This is a genomic window from Bacillus sp. PPSBB_11 (assembly GCF_038023285.1).
GTDB lineage: Bacteria > Bacillota > Bacilli > Bacillales > Bacillaceae > Bacillus > Bacillus altitudinis.
Map to the genome: position 1 here is coordinate 599122 of NZ_CP150633.1, position 26452 is coordinate 625573.

At 42.4% G+C, this 26452-nt stretch carries 31 protein-coding genes and 1 riboswitch; of the genes, 7 read left to right on the forward strand and 24 right to left on the reverse strand.

Annotated elements, in window-relative coordinates; genetic code table 11:
- Window positions 1-128 precede the first annotated feature (128 nt).
- The 19 genes from sufB to V7L95_RS03135 form a co-directional block, all read right to left on the reverse strand.
- Window positions 129-1526 (reverse strand): Fe-S cluster assembly protein SufB, encoded by a 1398-nt coding sequence (gene sufB / locus V7L95_RS03045; RefSeq protein WP_017368012.1) that lies wholly within the window; start codon window positions 1524-1526, stop codon window positions 129-131.
- A gap of 17 nt (window positions 1527-1543) precedes the next feature.
- Window positions 1544-1990, reverse strand: a complete 447-nt coding sequence (sufU, locus tag V7L95_RS03050) for a Fe-S cluster assembly sulfur transfer protein SufU (protein WP_008347017.1) — start codon at window positions 1988-1990, stop codon at window positions 1544-1546.
- Window positions 1980-3200: a cysteine desulfurase gene (locus V7L95_RS03055; protein ID WP_076821074.1), complete on the reverse strand. Its 1221-nt coding sequence runs from the start codon at window positions 3198-3200 to the stop codon at window positions 1980-1982. Before V7L95_RS03055 ends, sufU begins: the two co-directional genes overlap by 11 nt.
- Window positions 3200-4513: a Fe-S cluster assembly protein SufD gene (gene sufD, locus V7L95_RS03060; RefSeq protein WP_046526628.1), complete on the reverse strand. Its 1314-nt coding sequence runs from the start codon at window positions 4511-4513 to the stop codon at window positions 3200-3202. Before sufD ends, V7L95_RS03055 begins: the two co-directional genes overlap by 1 nt.
- 18 nt (window positions 4514-4531) lie before the next feature.
- Window positions 4532-5317, reverse strand: a complete 786-nt coding sequence (sufC, locus tag V7L95_RS03065; RefSeq protein WP_007500355.1) for a Fe-S cluster assembly ATPase SufC — start codon at window positions 5315-5317, stop codon at window positions 4532-4534.
- Window positions 5318-5527: 210 nt separating this feature from the next.
- Complete coding sequence (locus V7L95_RS03070) at window positions 5528-5665, reverse strand: hypothetical protein (RefSeq protein ID WP_008356693.1); 138 nt, start codon at window positions 5663-5665, stop codon at window positions 5528-5530.
- A gap of 215 nt (window positions 5666-5880) precedes the next feature.
- Window positions 5881-6249 (reverse strand): carboxymuconolactone decarboxylase family protein, encoded by a 369-nt coding sequence (locus tag V7L95_RS03075; protein ID WP_076821525.1) that lies wholly within the window; start codon window positions 6247-6249, stop codon window positions 5881-5883.
- A 309-nt stretch (window positions 6250-6558) separates the two neighbouring features.
- Window positions 6559-7380, reverse strand: a complete 822-nt coding sequence (gene metQ, locus V7L95_RS03080) for a methionine ABC transporter substrate-binding lipoprotein MetQ (RefSeq protein WP_007500351.1) — start codon at window positions 7378-7380, stop codon at window positions 6559-6561.
- A gap of 14 nt (window positions 7381-7394) precedes the next feature.
- Complete coding sequence (locus V7L95_RS03085; RefSeq protein WP_025207943.1) at window positions 7395-8063, reverse strand: methionine ABC transporter permease; 669 nt, start codon at window positions 8061-8063, stop codon at window positions 7395-7397.
- On the reverse strand, window positions 8056-9081 hold the full coding sequence (locus V7L95_RS03090) for a methionine ABC transporter ATP-binding protein (RefSeq protein ID WP_017359288.1): 1026 nt from the start codon (window positions 9079-9081) through the stop codon (window positions 8056-8058). The genes V7L95_RS03085 and V7L95_RS03090 overlap by 8 nt, the downstream gene beginning before the upstream one ends.
- 155 nt (window positions 9082-9236) lie before the next feature.
- A riboswitch (SAM riboswitch) is annotated at window positions 9237-9345 on the reverse strand.
- Window positions 9346-9447: 102 nt separating this feature from the next.
- Window positions 9448-9789 (reverse strand): SCP2 sterol-binding domain-containing protein, encoded by a 342-nt coding sequence (locus V7L95_RS03095; protein ID WP_008347033.1) that lies wholly within the window; start codon window positions 9787-9789, stop codon window positions 9448-9450.
- Between the two features lie 120 nt (window positions 9790-9909).
- Window positions 9910-10212: a thioredoxin family protein gene (locus V7L95_RS03100; RefSeq protein WP_007500346.1), complete on the reverse strand. Its 303-nt coding sequence runs from the start codon at window positions 10210-10212 to the stop codon at window positions 9910-9912.
- Window positions 10213-10223: 11 nt separating this feature from the next.
- Window positions 10224-10568, reverse strand: coding sequence for a toprim domain-containing protein (locus V7L95_RS03105; RefSeq protein WP_008347035.1), 345 nt, complete (start codon window positions 10566-10568; stop codon window positions 10224-10226).
- 131 nt (window positions 10569-10699) lie between these two features.
- Entirely contained in the window at window positions 10700-10936 is a 237-nt protein-coding gene (locus V7L95_RS03110) for a YusG family protein (RefSeq protein WP_008347037.1), read from the reverse strand.
- A gap of 44 nt (window positions 10937-10980) precedes the next feature.
- Window positions 10981-11364, reverse strand: coding sequence for a glycine cleavage system protein GcvH (gene gcvH, locus V7L95_RS03115; RefSeq protein ID WP_008347039.1), 384 nt, complete (start codon window positions 11362-11364; stop codon window positions 10981-10983).
- 66 nt (window positions 11365-11430) lie between these two features.
- Window positions 11431-11787, reverse strand: coding sequence for an arsenate reductase family protein (locus V7L95_RS03120; RefSeq protein WP_008356673.1), 357 nt, complete (start codon window positions 11785-11787; stop codon window positions 11431-11433).
- 110 nt (window positions 11788-11897) lie between these two features.
- Complete coding sequence (locus V7L95_RS03125) at window positions 11898-13679, reverse strand: acyl-CoA dehydrogenase family protein (RefSeq protein ID WP_017359285.1); 1782 nt, start codon at window positions 13677-13679, stop codon at window positions 11898-11900.
- Window positions 13680-13693: 14 nt separating this feature from the next.
- Entirely contained in the window at window positions 13694-14869 is a 1176-nt protein-coding gene (locus V7L95_RS03130; protein WP_008347045.1) for an acetyl-CoA C-acetyltransferase, read from the reverse strand.
- A gap of 12 nt (window positions 14870-14881) precedes the next feature.
- On the reverse strand, window positions 14882-17269 hold the full coding sequence (locus V7L95_RS03135; RefSeq protein WP_340967970.1) for a 3-hydroxyacyl-CoA dehydrogenase NAD-binding domain-containing protein: 2388 nt from the start codon (window positions 17267-17269) through the stop codon (window positions 14882-14884).
- Between the two features lie 199 nt (window positions 17270-17468).
- On the opposite strand from V7L95_RS03135, the gene V7L95_RS03140 reads away from it, so the two are divergent.
- The 3 genes from V7L95_RS03140 to V7L95_RS03150 are packed head-to-tail and all read left to right on the forward strand — an operon-like array spanning window position 17469 to window position 18228.
- Window positions 17469-17606, forward strand: a complete 138-nt coding sequence (locus tag V7L95_RS03140) for a YuzL family protein (RefSeq protein WP_008347049.1) — start codon at window positions 17469-17471, stop codon at window positions 17604-17606.
- 10 nt (window positions 17607-17616) lie between these two features.
- A complete protein-coding gene (locus tag V7L95_RS03145) occupies window positions 17617-17868 on the forward strand; it encodes a hypothetical protein (RefSeq protein ID WP_060698253.1) in 252 nt (83 codons plus the stop codon).
- A 12-nt stretch (window positions 17869-17880) separates the two neighbouring features.
- Complete coding sequence (locus V7L95_RS03150; protein WP_007500333.1) at window positions 17881-18228, forward strand: spore coat protein; 348 nt, start codon at window positions 17881-17883, stop codon at window positions 18226-18228.
- Window positions 18229-18460: 232 nt separating this feature from the next.
- On the opposite strand, the gene V7L95_RS03155 is transcribed toward V7L95_RS03150, so the two are convergent.
- The 3 genes from V7L95_RS03155 to V7L95_RS03165 all read right to left on the reverse strand — a co-directional run bounded on the left by V7L95_RS03155 (window position 18461) and on the right by V7L95_RS03165 (window position 20207).
- Entirely contained in the window at window positions 18461-18712 is a 252-nt protein-coding gene (locus V7L95_RS03155; protein WP_017359282.1) for a YusU family protein, read from the reverse strand.
- 72 nt (window positions 18713-18784) lie between these two features.
- Window positions 18785-19615, reverse strand: coding sequence for an ABC transporter ATP-binding protein (locus tag V7L95_RS03160; protein ID WP_008347057.1), 831 nt, complete (start codon window positions 19613-19615; stop codon window positions 18785-18787).
- A 145-nt stretch (window positions 19616-19760) separates the two neighbouring features.
- Complete coding sequence (locus V7L95_RS03165) at window positions 19761-20207, reverse strand: YusW family protein (RefSeq protein ID WP_171465740.1); 447 nt, start codon at window positions 20205-20207, stop codon at window positions 19761-19763.
- A 113-nt stretch (window positions 20208-20320) separates the two neighbouring features.
- Here V7L95_RS03165 and V7L95_RS03170 point away from each other — a divergent pair, with 113 nt between their 5' ends.
- A complete protein-coding gene (locus tag V7L95_RS03170; RefSeq protein ID WP_079919096.1) occupies window positions 20321-21163 on the forward strand; it encodes an oxidoreductase in 843 nt (280 codons plus the stop codon).
- Between the two features lie 244 nt (window positions 21164-21407).
- Here the strand turns inward: V7L95_RS03170 and V7L95_RS03175 are convergent, their stop codons facing one another.
- Complete coding sequence (locus V7L95_RS03175; protein ID WP_008347064.1) at window positions 21408-22778, reverse strand: trypsin-like peptidase domain-containing protein; 1371 nt, start codon at window positions 22776-22778, stop codon at window positions 21408-21410.
- Window positions 22779-23115: 337 nt separating this feature from the next.
- Between V7L95_RS03175 and V7L95_RS03180 the strand changes: the two genes are divergently transcribed.
- Window positions 23116-23790, forward strand: coding sequence for a response regulator transcription factor (locus V7L95_RS03180; RefSeq protein WP_008347066.1), 675 nt, complete (start codon window positions 23116-23118; stop codon window positions 23788-23790).
- A complete protein-coding gene (locus V7L95_RS03185; protein ID WP_017359277.1) occupies window positions 23787-25118 on the forward strand; it encodes a HAMP domain-containing sensor histidine kinase in 1332 nt (443 codons plus the stop codon). Before V7L95_RS03180 ends, V7L95_RS03185 begins: the two co-directional genes overlap by 4 nt.
- A gap of 20 nt (window positions 25119-25138) precedes the next feature.
- Here the strand turns inward: V7L95_RS03185 and spxO are convergent, their stop codons facing one another.
- Window positions 25139-25303, reverse strand: a complete 165-nt coding sequence (gene spxO, locus V7L95_RS03190; RefSeq protein WP_096881830.1) for an anti-adapter protein SpxO — start codon at window positions 25301-25303, stop codon at window positions 25139-25141.
- 192 nt (window positions 25304-25495) lie between these two features.
- Here spxO and V7L95_RS03195 point away from each other — a divergent pair, with 192 nt between their 5' ends.
- Window positions 25496-26374: a TetR/AcrR family transcriptional regulator gene (locus V7L95_RS03195; RefSeq protein WP_017359276.1), complete on the forward strand. Its 879-nt coding sequence runs from the start codon at window positions 25496-25498 to the stop codon at window positions 26372-26374.
- Window positions 26375-26452: the final 78 nt, after the last annotated feature.

The window sequence follows — 26452 nt, forward strand, 5'->3', positions numbered from 1 at the left end:
GATGTAACCAATGAAATAGAAAAAGACGAACTTAAAAAGTTCGTCTCCTACACTAAAAGGTCTCTTGACCGGCACAAATTCGGCACGCTTCATCAACCTCTTATATCAATCATTTTCAATCCTCTGTATTAACCAATAGAACCTTCCATCTCAAACTTAATCAAACGGTTCATTTCAACTGCGTATTCCATTGGTAGTTCTTTTGTGAATGGCTCGATGAAGCCCATGACGATCATTTCTGTTGCTTCTTCTTCAGAAATTCCGCGGCTCATCAAGTAGAATAGCTGCTCTTCTGATACTTTCGATACCTTCGCTTCGTGCTCTAATGAAATGTTGTCGTTTAAGATTTCATTGTAAGGAATCGTATCAGATGTTGATTTGTTATCCATGATGAGTGTGTCACACTCGATGTTTGAGCGTGCACCCTCTGCTTTGCGTCCGAAGTGAACGATTCCGCGGTATGTGACTTTACCGCCTTGTTTGGAAATCGATTTTGATACGATCGTTGAAGATGTGTTTGGTGCAAGGTGAATCATTTTTGCACCTGCATCTTGGTGCTGACCTTTACCTGCTAGGGCAATACTTAATGTCATACCACGAGCGCCTTCACCTTTTAGGATAACCGCTGGGTATTTCATTGTCAGCTTAGAACCGATGTTTCCATCAATCCATTCCATTGTTGCATTCTCTTCACAAATCGTACGTTTTGTCACAAGGTTGAAGACGTTGTTTGCCCAGTTTTGAATCGTTGTATAACGGCAGTAGCCGCCTTTTTTCACGATGATTTCAACAACCGCACTGTGAAGTGAGTTTGTTGTGTAAACTGGAGCTGTACAGCCTTCTACGTAATGCACATGTGCGCCTTCATCAACGATGATCAGTGTACGTTCGAACTGACCCATGTTCTCAGAGTTGATTCGGAAGTATGCTTGAAGTGGTGTATCTACTTTTACGCCTTTTGGTACGTAGATGAATGAACCACCAGACCATACAGCCGAGTTAAGCGCAGCAAATTTGTTGTCAGTCGGAGGAATGACTTTTGCCCAGTGCTCACGGAAGATGTCTTCGTTCTCTTTTAATGCACTATCTGTATCTTTAAACACAATGCCTAAATCTTCAAGATCTTGCTTCATGTTGTGATACACAACTTCAGATTCGTACTGAGCAGATACACCTGCTAAGTACTTTTGCTCTGCTTCAGGGATTCCAAGCTTATCAAAGGTTTGTTTGATTTCTTCTGGTACTTCATCCCAAGAACGCTCAGAGCGTTCTGATGGTTTTACGTAGTACGTAATTTCATCAAAGTTTAATGCATTTAGATCTCCGCCCCATTGTGGCATCGGCATGTTGTAAAAGTGCTCAAGAGATTTCAAACGGAAGTCGAGCATCCACTGAGGCTCTTCTTTCATACGAGAAATTTCTTCAACGATCTCTTTTGTCAGTCCGCGCTCTGAACGGAAAATGGAAACGTCTTTATCAGAAAAGCCGTATTTATATTCACCAACATCTGGCATTTTTTTAGCCATCCATTTTCACTCCAATCTTATGATTTGCCGTTATCTTCGGCAGATGCGCCTTTTTCAAGCGCCTTCCAGGATAATGTTGCACATTTGATGCGCGCTGGGAATTTTGCCACTCCCTGCAGCGCCTCAATGTCACCAAGATCAATGGAATCGTCGTATTCTTTTCCTAGCATCATATCGGAGAAAATCTGAGACATTTTCAAAGCTGTTTCAATATCTTTCCCTTTAATCGCCTGCGTCATCATAGAGGCAGATGCCATCGAAATCGAGCATCCTTCTCCTTCAAATTTCGCATCGATGACTTTTTCGTCTTCGATTTTCATCGTGAGACGAATGCGGTCACCACACGTAGGGTTGTTCATATCGACGACAATGCTGTCGTTTAACACACCTTTGTTTCTCGGATTTTTATAATGATCCATAATCACTTGTCTGTACAGTGTGTCTAAGTTTACATTAAAAGACATTCGTAAAATACTCCTTTGTCTTACGGAGCGCTGCCATGAGCTCGTCAATCTCCTCTTCTGTATTGTACAGATAGAAGCTTGCTCTTGCAGTCGCTGATACACCAAGCCATTTCATGAGCGGCTGTGCACAGTGATGTCCAGCACGAATGGCGACACCTTCCGTATCTAGAACAGTTGAGGCATCATGAGGATGGACGTCGTCTAAGTTAAACGTCACAAGTCCAGCTCGGTGCTGCGGTCCGTAAACCGTGGCACCTTCAAACTCCTTAAAGCGCTCAAGTGCATAAGTCGCAAGCTGATGCTCGTAACGGCTGACTTCCTCCATTCCGATGTCATTTAAGAAATCAATCGCTTTTCCGAGCCCAATTGCTCCTGCAATAATCGGTGTTCCCGCTTCAAATTTCCACGGCAGCTCTTTCCATGTAGAATCATATAGATCCACAAAGTCGATCATTTCACCGCCAAACTCAGCAGGCTCCATATTATTCAAAAGGTCCTTCTTCCCGTAAAGAACACCAATGCCAGTCGGTCCACACATTTTATGCCCAGAGAAGGCGAAAAAGTCGCAATCCAAGTCCTGAACATCAATTTGCATGTGAGGGGTGCTCTGGGCACCATCGACGACGATAATTGCACCGTGATCGTGAGCAATCTTTGCGATGTCTTTAATTGGGTTGATGGTTCCTAATACGTTTGAGACATGTGTGACAGCAACGATTTTCGTTTGATGTGTGATGGTTTGCTTCACATCTTCAAGCGACAGCGTGCCGTCTTCCTGTAACGGAATATATTTCAATGTGGCGCCAGTTGCTTTTGCTGCCTGCTGCCAAGGGATGATATTCGCATGATGTTCCATATGCGTAATGACGATCTCATCGCCTTCTTTGAGGTTTGCTCTTGCATAGCTGATTGCCACTGTGTTTAGTGCGGTTGTTGTACCTCTAGTAAAAATAATCTCCTGGACAGAAGAAGCACCAATGAATGCTCGAACTTTCTCTCTTGCACCCTCGTATGCGTCCGTTGCTTTTGTGCCAAGGGTATGAACACCCCGGTGGACGTTCGAGTTGTAAGACCGGTAATACTCATTCATTGCATCAATGACAACTCGTGGTTTTTGAGATGTCGCTGCACTGTCCAAATACACCAAATCATGTCCGTTCACTTGCTGATGAAGGATTGGAAACTGCTCACGAACGTCTTTGATATTCATTATTTTACTTTCCTTTCAATCACAGAAACGAGCTGCTTTTTAACTCCTTCAATCGGCAGTTCTTTGACGACTGGATTTAAGAAGCCATAAATGACAAGTCTTTCTGCATCTTCTTTGGAAATCCCACGGCTCATGAGGTAATAAAGTTGAATTGGATCAACACGCCCAACAGAAGCAGCGTGCCCTGCTGTTACATCATCTTCATCGATTAAAAGAATTGGGTTAGCGTCACCGCGTGCTTTCTCACTCAGCATGAGAACACGAGATTCTTGCTCTGCATTTGACTTCGTTGCGCCATGCTCGATTTTACCAATTCCGTTAAAGATAGAAGATGCTTGATCCTTCATGACACCATGCTTCAAGATATACCCTTCAGAGTTTTTACCGAAGTGGATGATGCTTGTTGTGAAGTTTTCCGTTTGATTCCCGCGGCCAACAACAACTGATTTTGTATCACCGAATGTACCGTCGCCCATAAGCTTCGTGATGTTTTCAGACACGACATCTCCATCATTCATCAGGCCAAGCGCCCATTCGATTTTACTGTCACGACCATTTGCCATACCACGTCTATTCACATAGACTGTCACACCTTCTGCAAGGTTATCCACTGCACCGTAAGTGACGCGGGCATTTGCACCCGTGAAGACTTCAGACACGATATTGAAGATCGCTTCTTCTGGTGTTGCCGTACTGATGTAGTTTTCGACATATGTCACAGCACTATGATCGTCTGCTACAACGATGACATGGTTGAACAACGTTGTTTCGTCATTTTCATGAAGATAAACGGCTTGAATTGGTGCTTCAAGCTCTACGTTTTTCGGTACATAGAGGAAAGCTCCGCCATTCACTAAAGCAGCATGTAGAGCTGTTAGTTTGTGCTCATCCACTTTCACTGCATCAGTCATGAAATATTTCTTCACTAGCTCTCCATGTTCGCGAATCGCTGTATGGATATCAGTGAAGATCACGCCTTTGTCTTTTGCTTCAGTAGAAAGAGACAAGTATGCTGGCGTTTGATCACGCTGAATATAGACTGTCTTATCTGTGTCCTCTAAATCAATAAGAGACTTCACTTCTTCAGGAAGCTCTTCTAAAGATCCAAATGGCGCACTTTCGACTGTATGCTGTTTGAAATTGGTTAAATTCCATTTAGAAATATTCGTTTTGTCAGGCTTTGGCATTGGAAGGTCTTCTGCTTTTTCAAGAGCCTGTAAGCGAAGGGAACTCATCCATGCCGGTTCCTGATGCTTCTCGGAGAAGCTTTTGACATAATCTTGATCTACTGATAATTTCGTTTCTAATGTCATCAATAATCCTCCTAACGCTTACGCTTCTTGACCAACAGTTTCGTCTTCAATTCCTAACTCTTTTTTAATCCAGTCATAACCTTCTGCTTCTAGACGCTGCGCGAGTTCTGGTCCGCCAGATTTCACAATACGTCCTTGCATCATGACATGAACGTGATCTGGTGTGATGTAGTTCAATAAACGCTGATAGTGAGTGATCATTAAGCAGCCGAAGCTTTCGCCGCGCATTTTATTAATTCCTTTAGAAACAACTTTCAGCGCATCGATATCAAGACCAGAATCGATTTCGTCAAGGATGGCGATTTTTGGTTCAATCATCATTAATTGAAGAATTTCGTTGCGTTTTTTCTCCCCGCCTGAGAAACCTTCGTTTAGGTAGCGTTGCGCCATATCAGGGTCCATTTCAAGGAATTCCATGTTTTCGTCCATTTTGCGGATGAATTTCATGAGAGAGATTTCATCGCCTTCTTCTCTGCGTGCGTTAATAGCCGAACGAAGGAAGTCTGCATTTGTCACACCACTAATTTCAGATGGATATTGCATTGCAAGGAAAAGACCCGCTTGAGCGCGCTCATCTACTTCCATTTCAAGAACATCTTCGCCATCAAGCAAAATGCTGCCTTTTGTCACTTCATACTTAGGGTGGCCCATGATTGCAGCAGATAAAGTAGATTTACCTGTACCGTTTGGTCCCATTACTGCGTGGAATTCTCCACCTTTTATTTCTAGGTTTACACCTTTTAAGATTTCTTTCCCTTCAATCTCAACGTGCAAGTCCTTAATTGTTAATGTCGAAGCAGTCATATATCGATACCTCCAAAATAATCATTATTCTCAATTTATTCTCATTCTAATTTTATAACAAATTAAAAGTGAATACAACACATTCACGACAAGCGTGAGAGGATGCTCTCAAAATTCTAACAAAAAATACAGGTAGATAAAAGGATTTATGTCGAAAAGACTGTTTTCATAAAGAAAGGACGGGAAACTATTCTCCCCGCCCCTTAGCTATCAATAGCCTCGTATATTCATTTTTGCGAGCTGTCTTTTCTCATCTCGATAGGACTGCTCTCGTTTAAGTTCTACTTTCATTCGTAAGTCATGGTCTCTTTCGTACTCTGCATAACTCATGCCATGAGATTGATGCATGGCCTTTTCCATCTCGGCGGTATAATCCAATCCCAGTGTACTCTGGTCCGAACAAATAATAAACCATTCCCTTCTTTGAGTGTAGCTTCATTGTATCAAAGGCATGCTGCTTCACTCAAAAGGGATATAACACGCTATGCTGGCATATTTTCTCACACAACCGGCTGAGAACGACTCAACTCCCTGATTTGGAAAAATACCATCTTATCCTTCCCTTAATGCGTCTGTCCTCCAAATTCATCAATACATTGCTGAACAACTGTGATGCCTTGACTTAGCGCAGCACCGCCGCCAAACGCTGCCGCCACACTGACGACCTCCAGCAAATTCTCTTCTGTTGCGCCTTGATCGAGTGCTCCCTTTGTATGATAGATCATGCAATATTCATCCTGTGCATGAATGCTGATGCCGAGGGCAATCATTTGTTTTTCTTTTTGTGTTAATGAATCGCTCTGAAAGCACTGCTCCGTAAATTCATTGAATTTCTTGCCAAACACCGGCATTTTCTTCTGAAATTCACCCATTGCCGTTTTATAATCCGTCAGTGATTGCTGCATCGATCCGCTCAAATGTTGTTCATTCATCTTCATTCCATCCCTTCAGGTCATTTGTTCGTATTTATTATGAGCGAGATTTGAAAAAATACACAAAAAAACCTCGCTTTGATGAAAGCGAGGTTGCAGATGATTGACAAAGGGCTAAAATGATCTTTATTTTAGCCCTTTGTCTTCTTTTTTCAGCGTGATAGAAAACCTTTGCAGTCTAGGAAGGGCGAGTACCGGAGCAGAGCGAATTTGACATTCGTGAGCACCGGAGCGCAGACCTGACAACGAATGCGAGGGTTTGTCTACACGTTGAAACCTCGCTTTCATGAAAGCGAGGTTTACAAGTTGTTATTCAGATACAGGCAATACTGCACCATCATACTTTTTGTCGATGAATTCTTTGATTTTATCAGAGTGAAGAACTTCCATTAATACCTTGATCTTCTCTGATTTTTCGTCACCTTTGCGAACAGCGACGATGTTTGCATACGGGTTGTTTTTCGTTTGCTCAAGTTCAATTGAATCTTTTTTCGGATTCAATTTATTTTGGATCGCATAGTTAACGTTGATAAATACAGCATCGCCTTCACTGTTTTCATAAGCTTTCGCTGTTAGTTCAGGAGCGATTTTTTTGAATTTTAGGTTCTTCGGGTTTTCTTTGATGTTTTTGACTGTTGCGTTGATTGTATCTACTTTTGGATCAAGCTTGATCACACCAGCATTTTGTAATAGGGCAAGCATACGTCCTTGCTCAGCTACGTTGTTTGTCATGATGATCGTGCCGCCGTTTGGAATATCTTTTACTGATTTGTATTTCTTAGAGTAGATACCGAAAGGCTCAAGGTGAACGGCACCAGCACTTACTAGGTTGTAATCTTTGTTTGATTTATTTTCTTCGTTTAAGTAAGGGATATGTTGGAAAAAGTTCGCATCCACTTCTTTTTCAGCTAATGCTTTGTTGTACATTTTATAATCGCTCAGTACTTTCACTTTTAGATCGTAACCTTTTTCTTTTAGAAGTGGTTTTGCTTCTTCAAGAATCTCGGCATGTGGTGTTTTTGAAGCTGCAACCGTGATGGTTTTGTTATCGCTTGCGTTATTTGATGAACCGCAAGCAGCTAAAATGCCTGCAAATGCTAGAAATAGTGCACTTAAAATCAATTTCTTCATGAATAATTCCTCCCTTAACGTTTATCAATTTTATTTGTAATCAAATCACCGATTATTTGAATGATAAAGACGATGATCAGAATAAACACAGTGGCTACAAGTGTGACATCTGTATTACCAGATTGGTATCCTTCTACATAAGCAAGGTCACCCAGTCCGCCTGCTCCAATTGCTCCTGCAATCGCAGTAGAGCCAATCAGAGCAATCGCTGTTACAGTAATTCCTGAAATAAGGGCTGGCAGTGATTCTGGCAGCAATACTTTGAAAATAATGGTCGACGTTTTTGCTCCCATAGATCTTGCTGCTTCAATGACTCCTTTGTCTACTTCACGCAGTGCAATTTCGACAAGACGTGCGTAGAAAGGGGCTGAGCCAATGACAAGGGCTGGTAATGCTGCATTTGGACCTAATATCGTGCCCATAATTAGTTTAGTAAATCCTAATAATAGAATGATTAATATGATAAAGGGAATCGATCTGAAAATGTTGACTACTGCGCCGATGACAGCATTAATTGGTTTGTTTTCCCACAAACCGCCTTTACTTGTCAAAAAGAGCAACAGCCCAAGGATGATGCCGATAGCAAAAGCAAACGCTAATGCAATGAGTGTCATATAGACCGTTTCACCCGTCGCGTTCCAAATAACCTCTAGATCAACGTTCGGAAACCATTTCTCAAACATGTGTCATCACCTCGATTTCAACCTGTTTGCTTTGGATATAGGCGATGGCTTTTTCAACTTCGTTCTCGTCTCCATTAATATGGATAAAGAGTGTTCCAAACGCGCCTTCCTGCGTTTGAGAAATCTTTCCTTGCAGGATGTTCACATCGACCTTGAAGGATCGAATAATTTCCGTGATCAGCGGCTGTTCGGCAGAATCTCCAATAAAGGACAACCTGACGACCTGACCTTCTTTTACTCTCTCTAGGACGTGCTCGATCGTTTCTTTTGCTTCTTCTGGTTCAGCAAGCTGTTTCACGAATCGCTTCGTCATTTCTTCTTTCGGCTGTCTGAAGACACGTAATACTTCGCCTTCTTCGACAATACGGCCATTCTCCATCACTGCCACACGGTGACAAATTTTGCGAATGACGTGCATTTCGTGTGTGATCAATACAATGGTGAGTCCTAGTCGTTTATTAATATCGGCTAAAAGCTCAAGGATGGAATCCGTTGTTTGTGGATCAAGCGCAGAAGTGGCTTCGTCACATAGCAGAACTTTTGGGTCATTTGCTAATGCTCTCGCAATCCCTACACGCTGCTTTTGCCCGCCGCTGAGCTGAGAAGGATATGCATTTTCTTTTCCTTCTAAACCGACCAATTTAATCAGTTCGTTTGCACGAGCTCTCCGTTTTGACGTTGGTACACCTGCGATCTCGAGCGGGAACATAATATTTTGTCTCACTGTTCTTGACCAGAGCAAGTTAAAGTGCTGGAAAATCATGCTGATTTCTTGTCTTGCTTTCCGAAGTTTCGCATTCGATACTTCATTGATCCGGTTGCCTGCCACTTCAACGATTCCTTCTGTTGGCAACTCCAGACCGTTTAATAGGCGAATCAGGGAGCTTTTCCCAGCGCCGCTATACCCGATAATTCCGAATATTTCACCTTTATCGATATCCAAGTTGACGTCTTTCACGGCATCAACATTTCCGCTTTTTGAAAGATACGTTTTTGATACATTCTGTAAATGGATCACAGTCTGTTCACCTGCTTTCTTGCTGAATCTATAGGTTGCCATCACATACGTTCAATTATTCTTCCGACTGTTATGACTCTAGCCTGACGCAAGGTCAGTAAAAAAGACCTAACTGCAACGCAAGCAGAAAGGCCTTTTATATCAAATACGCCTTTCTCTCATCTTTCAAAGCGTTGCGGCTTTGAGTGAATTGGCACCAATTTCAGCTATGCTGACGGTTGCCGGGTTTCATAGGGCACGTCCCTCCACCTCTCTTAATAAGAGAAAATATGTTGTTTTATGTGATGTTCATGTTTTTACTAACGTAGAATATCATGCTATCTGAGATATGTCAACGCTGTAAATCGCTAATTTCCAAGTAAACGACTACGTTATCATTTTTCGAAAAAAACCGTTCGTCAGCCAAAGTACCGCTTCTAGTCTTAGAAGAGCTCGAAATGAGCCTTTCACTTTCACTTGTCCTCTGCTGATCAGCTGCTGTAAGGACATGTCTCCATCTAATAATTGCAAAATCTCTTTTCGCTCACCATAAAAGATGAGATCCGATAACTCAATTGCAGGTAGTTTCTTCACTTCACCACGTTCATCCACAATCAATGTACAAGAGTCCGTTTCCGCCTCAAATGTAATCTTCAAGGATGATGATGAGAGCAACGGCTTTAACAATAATCGCTGCCCTGCACTTCCATGGGCTTTCACATTTTCCACATGTATAACCTCCCTGTCATTTGGTTATACATAACATTTCTCTACAAACATCGGCTTGTCCTTTATAAATAGCTCGACAAATTTTCAAATGAATTGCTTGAAATATGACAAAAAACCGCTTTATTTAGCGGTTTCAATCATTTCGTGAAGATATGGAACGGAGTGAAAGGCATAGCCTTTTTGCACGATTTCACCCTTTTTAAACAGGAGAAAGCAAGGGACACTTTCGATCTCAAATGCTTTTGCAAAACTTGGCGAGTAATTTAAGTTATTTTCATAAAAAGGAACTTCCGGCTGCATGGCATCAACCACTGCCAGCATCTTCTTTGCCAGCTGGCATGTTCCGCAAAATGGTGTATATAAGTACAAAAGAAATAAATCGTCCTCTATCTCCTTGAATTCATGCTCTTCAATCTCTTTCATATACGTCACCCTTATAAATATTTCGAATGAACATCAATGTTTGCAGCTAATAGAATAGATGCAATGTGGGCTGACGGTGAAGCGGCCACTTCGCGGTACGTTCTGTCGACAAAAAGATGCAGTGCTTCAGGGAATTCTTTTCGGAATTGCTTCCGCAGTTTGTCGCCAGCATCGTCACTGTCTGCTAATATGTAAACGTCTTTCCCGAATAAATCGTCCACAAGCTGATCCAGCTTCGATGTACTGATCGTGCCATTGGTGCAAATGATGGTAACAGGTTCACTTATGACTTCTTTTAGCTTCTGTTTATCTGATTTACCTTCTACAATGATGACCTTTTCTATCTCGACATTCATCACGATCACCTGGCCCTTTTGACGTTGATTCACTTCTTCCTTAGATTACAATCTTTCATTCGGGTTGTAAAGATTGGGCACTTGATCAACAAAAAGGCTGTAGCATTCACTCACTACAGCCTTATCTGTGATTAGCACCAGCCATTTTCATCGTCACAGTCTACATATTTTTCAGTCCCATGGGTCAACGTATCTGACAGACGATAAAAACGGTTTTGATCATAGGAATAACCTGATTTTAATTCATATTGATTTTCACTAATCATCGTGCCAATCTCTTCGTTTTGATGGTAAAGCACCATGCCGCTCTCTTTGAATCGTCCAGTGACATGCTCTGTTATATCCACCTGTTCTTTTTGAAAAGACAAATTGGACACCCCCCATAAAGGTAGAGTGTCCAATTTCACATGAATTAGTCTTCTTTTGTCATTTCTTCATATTGCTCAGCTGTCATTAAGTTCTCGATTTCAGACGCATCCGCTGGCTCTACTACGATCATCCAAGCTTTTTCGTATGGAGAGTCGTTGACGAACTCTGGACTGTCATCAAGCTCATCGTTCACTTCAACGATTGTGCCGTTAATCGGTGCGTATAGTTCAGAAACTGTTTTGACTGATTCTACACTTCCGAAAGGCTCGTCCGCTGTGATTTTGTCTCCTACTTCAGGAAGCTCAACGAACACGATATCCCCTAGCTCAGATTGAGCAAAATGCGTAATACCGATACGCACCTTATCTCCTTCTACTTTGACCCATTCATGTTCTTCTGAATAACGTAAATCTTTTGGTGTGCTCATTTCATACCCCTCCAGTCTTTTCTTACAATCTATATTGAAGATACCACAATCTGAATGAAAGTTACATCATTTCCAGACGCTTTTAAATGTATCTTCATTAAATCCAACTGTCACTCGTTTGCCGTCTGTTGTAATTGGACGCTTGATTAGCATTCCGTTAGACGCAAGTAATTCAAGCTGCTCGTCCTCTGACATTGCAGGAAGTTTATCTTTCAGCTGCAGCTCTCTGTATTTCTGACCGCTCGTATTAAAAAATTTCTTCAGCTCTAAACCGCTTTTTTCGTAAAGGGCTTTTAATGTTTCTTTATCAGGCGTCTCTTCGACGATATGTATGCTGTTGATGTCTTTATTGTGTTCTTCCAGCCATTTCTTTGCTTTTCGGCATGTACCGCAAGATGGGTATTCGTAAAAATCTAAAGCCACCATTTTCACCTCCTGCAAATAGTGACAACATTTTATCACAAAACATATGAAAAACCTAAATGTATGCTTACAAAAAGGTGCGGCATGATATCCGCACCTTTTCAGCCGTCTTATACGATATATTTCTCTGCTTCAAAGATTCGTTTCGCCACCTCACGCTTTTTCGCAATGACATTCATTGGCGTGAATCTTGTCAGCTTGCGAAGGGCTGACAGACTCATACGGAGTGAATCTCCTTCTTCCATGGCAATCAATGATTCTTTCGCATGAGCTTCAATTTTTAAAAAGGCTTCCTGCGTGAAAATTTGTGTATACGCAAGCTTTTGTGCATTTTTTTCTGTGCCTGATGCTGCGATTGCTTTTTCCGTACGCAAGACCGCCGACTCAGCAGCAAAGAGTTCATTGACGATATCTGCTATATTCACAAGGATTTCTTGCTCTTTGTCTAATGCTTTCCCATATTTCATGGCGGCCATACCTGCCACCATCAAGGCGATCTTTTTCGCATGGGCAAGTAAGTATTTCTCTTGATCAAGCGGCTGATCACCCGGCTCTTCCGGCATCATCATCATTAGCTCTTCCTGTAGGGTTTGCGCTTTTTGAAGAAGCGGAAGCTCTCCTTTCATCGCTTTCTTCAAGAAGGTGCCTGGCACAAGCAATCGGTTAATTTCGTTCGTTCCTTCAAAAATACGGTTAATTCGTGAGTCGCGATAGGCTCTTTCGACTTCGTATTCTTGCATGAAACCATATCCGCCGTGAATCTGCACACCTTCATCCACAATATAATCGAGCGTTTCAGAGCCAAGCACTTTACAAAGAGAGCATTCAATCGCATATTCTGCAATGGATTGCGCAATTTGTTTCCCATCCTTTTGCTCCTCGTCACTTAACAGACCCATTCTTTGTTCAAATAACCCGACTGTGCGGTATACAGCACTTTCCATGGCATAAAGCTTTGCCGACATGTTGGCTGCTTTTTCGCCAATTAAGCTAAATTGAGAAATTGGTGTTTTAAACTGCTTGCGCTGATTGGCATACTCTGCCGATAATTGAATGACTCGTTTTGATGCTCCGATTGTCCCTACAGCCAGCTTATAGCGTCCAATGTTCAAAATGTTAAAGGCAATGACATGACCTCTGCCTGCTTCACCAAGCAAATTCTCCTTTGGCACTTCGGCATCTTCAAGGATTAACGTTCTCGTCGATGACCCTTTAATGCCCATCTTTTTCTCTTCAGGTCCTGTTTTGACTCCAGGAAAATCCTTTTCTACGATGAAAGCAGAGAAGTGTTCACCATCAATCTTCGCATACACGACAAACACATCGGCAAATGCGGAGTTTGTGATCCATTGTTTTTCCCCATTGAGGACATAATGTGTTCCAGCTTCATTCAGGACTGCCGTTGTTTTCGCACCTAGCGCATCAGAACCTGACCCTGGCTCTGTTAGGGCATAGGCCGCAATTGTTTCTCCAGAGGCGAGTCCTGGCAGGTACTTTTCCTTTTGCGCTTGATTGCCGAACAGCACGATCGGCAAAGAACCGATCCCAACATGGGCGCCGTAAGAAAGAGAGAAGCTGCCTGCTCTTGCAAATTTTTCAGTAATGATGGCTGAGCTGATTTTATCTAGCCCAAGCCCGCCAAATTCCTCAGGAACATCAGCACCAAGCAGGCCAAGCTCACCAGCCTTTTTCAAGAGACGAACAGAATGCTCGAATTCATGATTTTCAATTTGATCGATGTGCGGAACGACATCTTGTAAAATGTAATCTTCTGTTGTTTTCCCGATCATTTGATGTTCATCAGAGAAATCCTCTGGTGTAAAGATATGCTCATAATTCGTCTCATCAATTAAGAAACTGCCACCCTTTTTTACTTCTTCCATTGCTTTCATCCTGTTTTCCCCCTTTAGATCAATTCAAAAATGCCTGCTGCTCCCATGCCCCCGCCGATACACATCGTCACAATACCAAATTGTTCATTTCGCCGTTTCATTTCATGAATGAGGGACAGCGTGAGTTTCGTTCCTGTACAGCCTAGCGGATGTCCTAATGCAATGGCGCCGCCGTTGACATTTACCTTCTCTTCATCGATCCCTAAATGACGAATGACTTGAATCGCCTGAGAAGCAAATGCTTCATTTAATTCAAACAGCCCGATGTCCTTCAGCTCTAGACCAGCGATTTTCAGCGCACGCGGAATGGCTTCAACCGGCCCAATTCCCATGACTTCAGGTGGTACACCACCAACAGCAAACGCTCTGAACTTGGCGAGCGGCTGAAGAGAAAGAGAAGATGCTTTTTCGCGATCCATCATCATGACACATGCCGCTCCATCACTCGTCTGCGAAGAGTTTCCTGCAGTCACTGTGCCTTTTGTTGAGAAGGCAGGTCGTAACGTTGAGAGAACCTCCTCTGTTGTGCCCGCTCTGACACCTTCATCTTGTGAGAACGTAAATTGGCGTTCTTCTAGTTGATACTGCTCTCCTACCCGTCTTTCTGTCACATCAACGGGAACAATTTCATCTGAAAATTTCCCTTCTTGAAGTGCCTTTGCTGCCTTTTGATGGCTCCTCACCGCAAAAGCATCTTGATCTTGCCTTGTGACCTGATACTTTTGCGCCACTTGCTCCGCTGTGTGGCCCATGCTCATATAGTATTCAGGCGCTTGCTCTGCCAAAAGAGCGTTTGGACGAATGGAGTGACCCATCATTGGGACTTGCGACATCGATTCGACGCCTCCGGCCAAAATGGTTTCTGCCTGCCCAAGCATAATTCGTTCACCTGCATAAGCAATTGACTGCAGACCAGAAGAGCAATAGCGGTTAATGGTGATAGCAGGTACTGTATATGGCAAACCTGCTAATGCCCCGATATTCCGGGCCACATTCAGCCCTTGCTCTGCTTCTGGTGTCGCACATCCGATGATTAAATCATCGATTGTTCCATCATAATCACCGGCACGCTTTAGCGTTTCTTTTACACACAATGCGCCCATATCATCAGGTCTGACATGTTTTAATGATCCTTTTTTGGCTTTCCCTACTGGTGTTCTTGCGCCAGCTACAATCACTGCTTCTCTCATTTTGACTCCCCCCTAGTTACGTAAAGGTTTTCCTTTAACGAGCATGTGCTGCATGCGTGCCTGAGATTTGACTTCCCCTACAAGACTTAAAAAGGCTTCTCTTTCAAGCTCTAATAAGTATTGTTCATCCACCTCTGTACCAAATGGCAATTTGCCGCCAGAAATGACATGCGCTAGTTTTTTCGCAATGGTCATGTCATGATCTGAAATGTATCCAGACAATCTCATGTTTTCAGCAGCCAGAACCATTGCTGCGTAGCCTGTTTCCCCCATCACGGGCACCTTTCGCTTCAGAGGTGCACGATAACCCGCTTCATCAAGAGAAAGAACGAGTTGTTTCGCATCATGGATTAAATGATCACCATTCATGCTAATCCGGTCATTCACTCGGAGCATCTTCATATCACGCGCTTCCTCTGCTGACGTAGATACCTTCGCCATCGCAATGGCTTCAAAGGTTTGTAGCGTAGCATCTTGGATCGCAGTTGCTGATGGCTTTTCCGCTCCTTGCAGATGGCGAATATAGAGTTCTTTGTTTCCGCCTCCGCCCGGTATGAGTCCGACTCCCGCTTCGACAAGCCCCATATACGTTTCACTGGACGCTTGGATAGCGGCTGCTGGTAGACAAAGCTCCGTCCCTCCGCCAAGTGTCATACCAAATGGTGCAGCCACAACTGGACGGTCACTATACTTCACCTTCATCATCGCCTGCTGGAACCTGCGAATGACAAAATCAATTTCAAAGAAGTTGTCGTCCTGTGCTTCCATTAAAATTAAGGCGAGATTCGCACCAACACAGAAGTTCTTTCCTTGGTTACCGATGACCAGCCCTTTATAATTCTTTTCCGTTTCATCTACAGCACGGTTGATCATATCAATGACATCAAGCCCAATGGCATTGCTTTTCGAATGAAATTCAAGCAAGGCAACATCATCCCCGATATCGATCAAGCTTGCACCTGTATTTTTAAAAATGACATCGTGTTTCTTTTTCAATCTAGCTAACGAAATATTCTTGTCGTTCCCTTTTTCCTGTTCATAAGCACCATTCTGATAAAATGCACGGTCTCCTTCGGCATTTTCTTGATAGAACGTGTCATGTCCTTCTGAAAGCATATCTTGCACCCACGACGGGATGCTGTGCCCTTCCGCTTCCATTCGACTGACGGCTTTTTTCACGCCAATCGCATCCCACAGCTCGAACGGGCCATGCTGCCAGCCAAATCCCCATTTCATGGCGTTATCGATGGACTGAATATCATCCGCAATGTCGCCTTTTAGATGAGCTGAATAAAGAAGAACAGGTGCGGTCATATTCCAAAGCAATTGCCCAGCACGGCCGTCTTGATAAATAAGCGCTTTCAATTTCGCTTTTATCCCCTTTTGCTGCTTGGCAATGTCAATGCCCGGATCCTTTAGCTTTGTCCGTTCTCCGTATGTGAGTGTGACAGGATCAAGCTCTAAAATGGTCTTTCCGTTTTTTTGATAAAATCCTTGCCCTGCTTTGCTGCCGATCCACCCTTTTTCGAGCATTCTTTCCATAAACTCAGGCAGCTGAAAAATATCTTTTTCCTTTCCTTCTACCTGTTCATACACATTGCGGGCTACATGAGAAAATGTGTCGAGTCCCACCACATCAAGTGTGCGGAAGGTCGCACTTTTCGGTCTGCCAATGAGTGGACCTGTAACAGAATCGACCTCTCCGATCGTGTATTTGTTCTCCAGCATTTCACGCACTGTGACAAGAAGCCCATAAGTGCCAATTCGGTTGGCAATAAAGTTCGGTGTATCTTTTGCTTCGACCACACCCTTGCCAAGTACATCTTCACCAAATGTTTTCATATATGAGAGTACTTCTGGATCTGTTTCTTGAATAGGAATTACTTCTAACAGCTTTAAATAACGAGCTGGGTTAAAAAAGTGAGTGCCTAAAAAGTGGCGTTTGAAATCAGCTGATCGGCCTTCTGCCATTTTTTCAACAGAAATACCGGATGTATTGCTGGATACGATGCTGCCTTCTTTGCGGTGTTCGTCGATGAGAGAGAATACGTGTTGTTTAATGCTGAGCTTTTCAGTCACGACTTCAATGATCCAGTCAGCATCGTGTAATAAGGAAAGGTGATCTGTGAGATTTCCGGGTGTGATGTATGATAGGTTTTTGGCTGAAGTAAGAGGTGCTGGCTTTTGCTTTAACAATTTTTTCATTGCGTCTTGGCTTAATCTATTCCGAACACTAGGGTGATCAAGCGTTAGCTTTTTTGCCGTTTCTTCCTTTGTCAGTTCATGTGGCACAATATCTAGCAATGTTACTGGTATCCCGATATTGGCTAGATGTGCAGCAATGCCTGAGCCCATGACACCTGAACCAATGACAGCCGCCTTGCGAATATGTTTGCCCATAAATATCCCCCTAAACATTTTGAATGAACAGTCATTCATTTTTTGTCCAAAAAAAAGCAATGCCTCTTTCTTTATCTTAAAAGATTTTCCGAAACAGTTCAATAGCAGATTTCAAAAATTTACACATTCTCATGCGACTTTCTTTACAGCGTATGAATTAAAGACGAGGGGGAATTGTAAGAATGGAGGTGATGTCCACATGTCTCGTTTGCAAAAGAACCCATCAAAAGCAGGCGTAAGTGCTGCAAGTGTGAAAGGAAACGCAGGTCCATCACAAGAAGCAGACCTAGGTGGTAAAAAGACCAGTCAAAATCAGCAATATAAAAAGAAATCGTAAGGAGGAACACATCTTGAACAACCAGCAAATGAATATGCCCCCACAGGTGATTTCAGTAAAAGATTCCTTGTACCTAGAGGATATGCTGAACTGGAATTTGATCGCCATGAAAAAGGCTCATTTTATGGCCGAGCATTGTCAGGATCAAACATTGAAACAAGAACTCAATCAAGTTGGCCAAATGCATCATCAGCATTACACACAAATTCTTCAGCATTTAGGCAGCTCAGGGCAAGGCCAGTCTTCTGGCTTTATGCAATAGGAGGTAACAGACATGGAACAGCAAAACCAACAAAAAATCGGGAATCCACAAACGCCGGTTCCAACAACGACAAACATGAACGATCGCGACTTTGTCACAGACCTTTTGTCGACTGAAAAATATATGACAAGCGGATATAACACAGCGCTCAATGAATTCAGCCATGAATCTCTTTACCAAGATATTCAGCGAATTGCGCTAGAAACACAAAAAACGCAAAGACATTTATATGATGTCATGTTCAAATATGGCTGGTACTCTGTCGAAGCCGCTGACCAGCAGAAGCTCCAGCAGGCACATCAAAAGTTCCAGCAAACACTGACAGATCAATCACCGTACGGATCATCACCCATGTCATAAAGAAAAACTGCCAGCTCGTACTGGCAGTTTCAGCGTGTAGACAAACCCTCGCATTCGGTGTCAGTCCTGCGCTTCGGTGCTCACGAATGTCAAATTCACTCCGCTCCGATGCTCGTCCTTCCTAGACTGCAAAGGTTTTCTATCACGCTGAAAAGAAGACAAAGGGCTAAAATAAAGTTCATTTTAGCCCTTTGTCAACAATCTGATACTGCCAGCTCGTACTGGCAGTTTTTTAACGGTCTTTATTGGCACGATGAGCTTCATTTAATTGCTTGATCCGCTGAATCGTTTCTTTGATGTCTTCTTTTGCCTCTGGATACGTGTCATTAAAATGCTTGGCTAAAGGCGGCATGCTTTTGGCAATATGAGAATAGATGATCCACTGCGAGACATCTCTTTTCAGTTCCTCATTTGTTTCACCAAGCAGCAGCTCTGTATATTTATCAAGCAGGCCTTCGAGCTTTTCATCTAATTCATTTCCCATTGGTATTCCGCTCCTTTTTTCAGAAAAAAGCCTGACTCTGCGTGTAACAGATGTCAGGCTTTTCACATACGATTATCTTGCAGCAAGAAATGTCTCAGCTTGTGCCTGTTGGACAATACAGCGTCCTCTGCCGTGCGGAATACATAACGGTGTTCCGAATAAAGGATCTGTTGTGACTTGGCAGTTCATATCAAAGACATTTTTCACAAGATCACAGTTAATGACAGTTTCCGGTCTTCCTTCTGCATAAATTGACTTGTCTTTAATGGCCACAAGGTGATGCGCATATCTGCAAGCGAGATTGAGGTCATGCAGAACCATGACAATCGTGCGCTGCTCTTTTTCATTTAAATCAAAAAGAAGATCAAGGATTTCAATTTGGTGCGTCATGTCTAAATACGTTGTTGGCTCATCTAATAGAATAATATCCGTCTCCTGTGCCAATGTCATCGCAATCCATGCACGCTGCCTTTGTCCACCTGATAATGAATCAACCGTTCGATCAGCAAGGTCTTCCATCTTCGTTGACTTCAGTGCGCGATTTACCGCTTCTTCATCTTGCTTTGACCATTGCTTCAGCCAATTTTGATAAGGATATCGCCCTTGCTTGACGAGTTGATGTACCGTTAACCCTTCTGGCGCTTCCGGTCCTTGCGGAAGAATGGCGAGCTGTTTCGCCACTTCCTTTGTTGGTAATTTGGCAATGGAATGACCTTCAAGCAGGACAGAACCACCCATTGGCTTCATGAGACGGGCCAAAGAGCGAAGTAGCGTGGATTTACCGCATCCATTGCTGCCAATAAATACTGTGATTTCACCCTTAGGGATTGACACATTTAGTTCGTCTATGATCATTGTTTCTCCGTAACCTAAGCTTAAACCTTCAGTAGAAATGGCACTCATTCCGCTCAAACGCTCCTTTTCTCATCCAAATTTTTTATATTGAATATCGTCTATGTAGACGTCAAAGTTCACTTATCTCAATTTAGTGTATCAGATTTAAGTGATCTTGAAAATCATTTTCAATTAAAAAATGAGAAAGTCTCGTTTACTTTTTCTTTTCGAATGCACGTTTTGTCCCATCTTCGAGCTTGATATCGACTCGTATCCGCTGATAATCATCATCTAAATTAAAAGCAGATAATAATTCATTGACATATGTTTCATTCAGCTTTGCACTAGGAATCGACATATCATTTAGCTTCATCTTCATTTCACGTAAAGCTTCTTCCCCTTCATAGCGGACACCATTCATATGATCTCGAATGAGTGCTTCTTCTCTTCCACCTGCTTGACGATAGGTAGCTTCATATAATTCGCTTTTTTGTCCATATTGTACGTGCAATTGCAAATGCTGAAATGGCAGTTCCTTCATTTGAACAGCTGACAGACTTTCAGCTTCTGCTTCATGCGGATGTTGTATTGGTTCGATTGAACGACAGCCAGACAGCATAAAGAACAGCACTCCTAGCAGTCCCGCCTTCTTCCAGCACATCATGTATTTCCTCCTATTTTATAGCTTCGTTTTTTATTCTTCTCCAAGCCCCTTTTCGTTATTCAATAAAACAGCAGACTATGGTAGATTAAAACAAAAAGGAGAACCGGATGATGAATAAAACAGCCATTGTGACTGGTGCCAACAGCGGTTTCGGAAAGCTCATCACACTGCGTCTTGCTAAGCAAGGGTACACTGTGATTGCTGGCGTAAGACAGGAAACCAATGCGAAAAAGCTTGCCGAAGAAGTAAAGAACGCCGCTTTATTCGAATCGATACATATTGAAGCATTAGATGTGACAGATACACAGTCCATTCAAGCATTTCAGAAAAGGCTTAATGCCTATGCTCCCATTCACCTGCTTGTGAACAATGCGGGAACGGCCTATGCTGGTTTTGCTGAAGAAGTGCCTGTTGATCAGTACCGAGAGCAATTCGAAGTGAATGTCTTTGGTGTGATGGAAATGACACAAGCAGTCCTTCCGTTGATGACGAGCGGTGCAAAAATATTGAATATGAGCAGTATCAGCGGACTCATGGGAATGCCCGCACTCTCTCCATATGTATCGTCAAAGTTTGCGCTAGAGGGCTATACAGAGAGTTTGCGAATTGAGCTGGCTGCGTTTGGCATTCAGGCCGCTTTGATTGAGCCGGGTTCTTTCCAAACGAACATTTGGAACACCTCCATGAATGAGCAAATGACGCCGCCTGCAGAAGGTTCTAAATACACAGCTATTTATCAAAAGATGATGTCCTATATAGAGGCGCAAAAAAACAACTATGGAGATCCCGGCGAAGTTGCAGAGCTTGTGGTTTCGCTTGCAGAGAAGAAGCGGCTAAAAAAGCTAAGGTATCTTGTCGGGAAAGGTGTTCGGCTTTCATTCATAGCAAAGCAGCTCTTGCCTTGGAATGTATGGGAAAACATTATTTTACGGACACTATCTTCAAAAAAATAGGCACAAAAAAACAGGTGGATCGATTATCCACCTGTCAGCGTGTAGACAAACCCTCGCATTCGTTGCCAGTCCTGCGTGCTGGTGCTCACGAATGTCAAATTCGCTCCGCGCCAGTACTCGTCCTTCCTAGCCTTCAAAGGTTTTCTATCACGCTGAAAAAAAGAAGACAAAAGGCTAAAATCAAGTTCATTTTAGCCCTTTGTCAACAATCTAACAGGTGGATCGTTTATCCACCTGTTTTCTTTTATTCGTTATCAGACTGCCCAAGGGTAATATCAAGATTTTTGTTCTTTCCATCACGGATGACAGTCATTGTCGTTTTATCGCCAATTTTTGTTTCTTTATAAAGGATTTCTTTCAGCTGTGAGCTGTTCGCTACATCTTTTCCTTTGAACTTGATGATGACATCTCCAGACTTCAAGCCTGCTTTTTGTGCAGGAGATCCTTTTGAAACATCTTTTACATAGATGCCTTTACCGATTTGTTTATCAAATAGGCCAAGTGTATTTTCCTGATACGTTTCAGGCACTTGCTCAAGGTCAATCATTTGTACGCCAAGGTAAGGACGTTCGACTTTTCCATTTTTCAACAGCTGATCTACGATCGGTTTTACATCGTTACTTGGGATCGCAAATCCGAGTGATTCTACTCCGCTTTCGCTAATTTTCAAACTGTTGATGCCGATGACTTGACCGTCTGTATTGATCAGCGGACCGCCACTGTTTCCAGGGTTAATGGCTGCATCTGTTTGAAGCACATTCATCTCAACGGTTCCAGATGATGTATTGGCTTCAACGGTACGATCGAGACCACTAATAATCCCTTCTGTTACTGTACCAGAGAACTGCGCACCAAGCGGGTTCCCGATTGCAATGACTTTGTCTCCAGCACGAAGCTTAGAAGAATCTCCAAAGCTTGCAACTTTATCAATGCCGTCAGCATTTATTTCCACGACAGCTAAATCTGTCATTACGTCACTGCCGACAAGCTTGGCATCTTTTGTTTTCCCATCGTATAGTGTGACCTTTAATTTATTGGCACCCTCGACTACATGGTTATTTGTGATAATGTATGCTTTTTTGCCATCTTTTTTGAAGATGACACCAGAACCAGTTCCAGCTTCTGCTTCAGTTGAATCACCGCTAAGACCGAACGAGTTTTGTGTAGATTGATAGTTTGAGACCCCTACAATCGTCGGCTCTAAATCTTCTACCATATCAGCAACATTCGTCGCATTGGTGATTTGTTTTGTTGAGAAATTTTCAGATGAAGCCGGTTCGCTTGATGCTGTTTGGGTTTGAGTGTTTGCCGCTGTATCTTGTGACTGCGGTAAAAGCGGTGTAATGCCAAGCACGAGACCGCCTCCAATAATCCCTCCAAGAATCGGACTTAGCCATGCAGCCTTTCGTTTTTTCTCCTTTTTAGACGAACGGTCATCAATCACTTGAGGAGACCCATTTGTCACCCTCTCCTGAGAGGCAGATGCTTCGTTTTCATGATGGTGAAAAACGAGTTCTTTCTCTTTTTCTGGTTCTTCTATTTGTTTCTCATTCTCTTGATGTGTGTGTTCTTGATCATTCATTTTTTTCTCTTCATCTTCTCTTCGGAAATCCATCGCTTGCACTCCTTTGCATCATTTTCATGAAATGCTTCATTCATATGTCTAGACAGGACTCATGTCCTCTTAATGGCAATATCATTGAAAAATTCTTTATGACAATATGTCAAATTATATAATACTTATTCATAGAAAAAAAGCAAGGTGTGCACATTGGTGAAAAGCACCTATTCATTAGCCTTTTGTCTATGCCCTTTTTTCCCTTGAGCTTATCATAAACAAACATTATGGGATAATAATGAGAAGAATATGTGAAATTGTGAAAAAAGCGTGTGATTGTTGACATGCCGCCTTTGTATCCCGTTATAATGACGTTGAGAGGATGTGGAAGACTTTGTCGTACACCATTTATTTAGTTGAAGATGAGCAGAATTTAAATGAACTGTTAACCAAATATTTAGAGAGTGAAAATTGGAATGTGTCCTCTTTTTTAACCGGAGAAGCGGCACGCGCGGCCATGAACAAGCCACCGCATCTATGGATTTTAGATATTATGCTGCCTGATACGGACGGCTACACACTCATTAAAGAAATCAAAGCAGCCTCGCCTGACGTACCGGTCATTTTTATTTCGGCACGTGATGCAGATATTGATCGTGTGCTTGGCTTAGAACTCGGGAGCAGTGATTATATTGCGAAACCCTTTCTTCCGCGCGAGCTGATCATCCGCGTGCAAAAGCTGCTGGAGCTTGTATATAAAAACAGTGACACACCTCAGCAAAGCGTCACACCCGTTTCTTCCTATATCATTCACGAGGACGTAAGAGAGGTGTATGAAGGAGATCAGCTGATTAACTTAACGTCTAAGGAATTTGATTTGCTGCTCTTATTTACCCATCATCAAGGACATGCCTTTTCCCGGGAAGATATCCTCGTCAAGATCTGGGGGCACGATTACTTCGGGACAGATCGTGTGGTCGATGATCTTGTCAGACGGCTGCGAAAAAAAATGCCTGACTTAAAAGTCGAGACCATTTATGGATTTGGCTATAGGATGCTAAAAGGATGAAGAACAAACCACTCGCTTTTCAAATTTGGGTTGTCATCTCTGGCATTTTACTCACCATCTCGATTGTCCTGATCATTTTATTTTCAAATACATTACGCAGCTTCTTTACGAATGAAATTTATAAAAACATCGAAAACGAGCAGCAAGTGTTAACAGAATACCCTCTGAATCGAGACGGCTCACCAAAGTCGACACCAGAAAACCGCTCGGTTCAGCACATTCTGATTCCGTCAGATGAATTAAATCAAATGGCTCAGTTTTTCCCGCATGCCTTTATTGAAAAAGTGCAGTCCTTTGTTAAAAAACAAAAAAGCGCAACAAAACGCTATTCTGAAGAAGTGAATGGCCAGCATATCTTTTTTGTGATCAAAAAAGTCTCAACTGGCAATACACAATATATTCTCTTGTCATATGCACCCGATTCTTATCGAGATGACTTGTCCTTTACACTGTTTAAACAGCTGATTTTCATCTTAGGAACTGTTATTTTACTAAGCTGGATTCCATCGATTTGGCTCGCCCGCTACTTATCACGTCCAATCGTCGCGTTTGAAAAGCACGTCAAGCGCATTGCACAAGAAGACTGGGACGATCCTGTGATTGTTGACCGGCAAGATGAAATTGGCAAACTGGGGCATACGATTGAAGAAATGAGACAAAAGCTCATTCAAAAGGATGAAACAGAACGAACGCTTTTGCAAAATATATCACACGACTTAAAAACACCTGTGATGGTCATCCGCGGTTATACGCAGTCTATTAAAGATGGAATTTTCCCTAAAGGAGATCTTGAACAAACGGTGGAAGTGATTGAAGGCGAAGCGGAAAAGCTTGAGAAGAAAATCAAAGATTTGCTGTATTTAACAAAGCTTGATTATTTATCAAAACAACATCCGGCGCATTCTCCCTTCCTTGTGAGTAATACAATGCTGGAAGTGGTTGACCGTTTACGCTGGTCGAAAAATGAATTGCAGTGGAACGTGGACTTAGATGATGAGGCTGCACTTGAAGGCGATCCAGAACAATGGAGCAAACTATTTGAAAATGTATTAGAAAATCAACTTCGCTACGCAAAAAGTAAAATTGATATTCATATGAAGCAGGAAGAGGATCAAATTCGCATCGTCATTCGTAATGATGGCCCTCCAATTGAAGAACACATGCTATCCAGCCTATACGAACCTTTTAGTAAGGGAAAAAAGGGCGAATTCGGCATTGGATTAAGCATTGTCAAACGAATTCTTTCAATGCATCAAGCGTCCATATCAATTGAAAATGATGAACTAGGTGTACGCTATACGATCACTGTTCCAAAGAAGAGGCTGTAGGTTTTACACCGCAGTCTTTTTTAGATGAATGAATACCCATTGAAATCACGGTATGTGGCTTTGATTTTCTTGCCAGCTTGATACATCCATTTCTTTTCAATGGTTGTCTCTTTCGGCATTTTGACTTTTTCTACTTGAATTCCTTTTGTTTTCAAGCGTCTAATCATATCATCAATTTCTCTCATGGAACATCATCCTTTCACATTTTTTGACCGGTTGGTCACCTTACTTTATAATATAAAGAATTACACTGTAAAAAACAAGTTACAATCTGATTAATTTTTGAAAAGTTTTGTCGTTTATGACCGATAAGTCACATCTCTTTGCGCACGTTTCCTAAGACATTTGTCTCTCGGTAAGAAAGGATGACATTCATATTGAAAAAGAAAGAAAAAATGATTATTGAGGCTGGTATGAAGTTATTTGCCAGCAAAGGCTATAATACAACGTCTGTTCAGGAAATTGCAGATGAATGCCACATGTCAAAGGGTGCGTTTTACCTTTATTTCAAATCGAAAGAAGCACTGCTTATTTCGATCTTGCATTACTATTACGATAAGGTATTTACCCGGATTCACGAGGTTCAAACAGAGGGCGGCACACCAAAAGAGGCCTACCGGAAACAGCTCACTGTCTATTACGATAATATTTTGCAGCAAAAAGATTTTATTAAAATGCAGCTAAGCGACAGGGCGCTCCCATTGAACGAAGAAACGCAGCAGCTCGCAAAGCAAATTCGACTTGCGACGATTCAGTTGCACATTGATAACATTAAGCAAGTGTATGGAGATGCAGCCATTCCTTATATGGCTGATCTATGTTTAACGATTGAGGGCATGAGTCACGTTTACTTTGAGCTTGCCATTTTATATGATTTTCAGCTCGAAGCAGAGGAGCTTGCCGCAACAATGATTCACCGTATCGATGATCTAATGGGCGGTATGATGAAGCGAAATGACCATCCACTCATTTCTGTGGACCAAGCAAGCGACTGGTTCGGCCCTATTTATGAACGATCATTTGACCCGCTCACAGAATCTCTATTAAAAGAATTAAGAGAACTGGCAGAAGCACATTATGAAGTAAAAGACGAGCCAGATTTATTTGAAGCGCTTGGCATTTTAGAAAATGAGTTAAACAAACAAAAACCAAGACAAGTCATCGTCAAAGGCATGCTTTACCAATTGAAATTATACACACCACTTCAGCCGGTCTCAGGCTCCTTATTACGCATTCTAAAAGAAGATCATTTATAAAACCCAGGGCTTGGTTGCCCTGGGTTTATGATTGTGACAAATAATCAAACTTCTTTTCTGTGATTTCAGGGAGTTTCC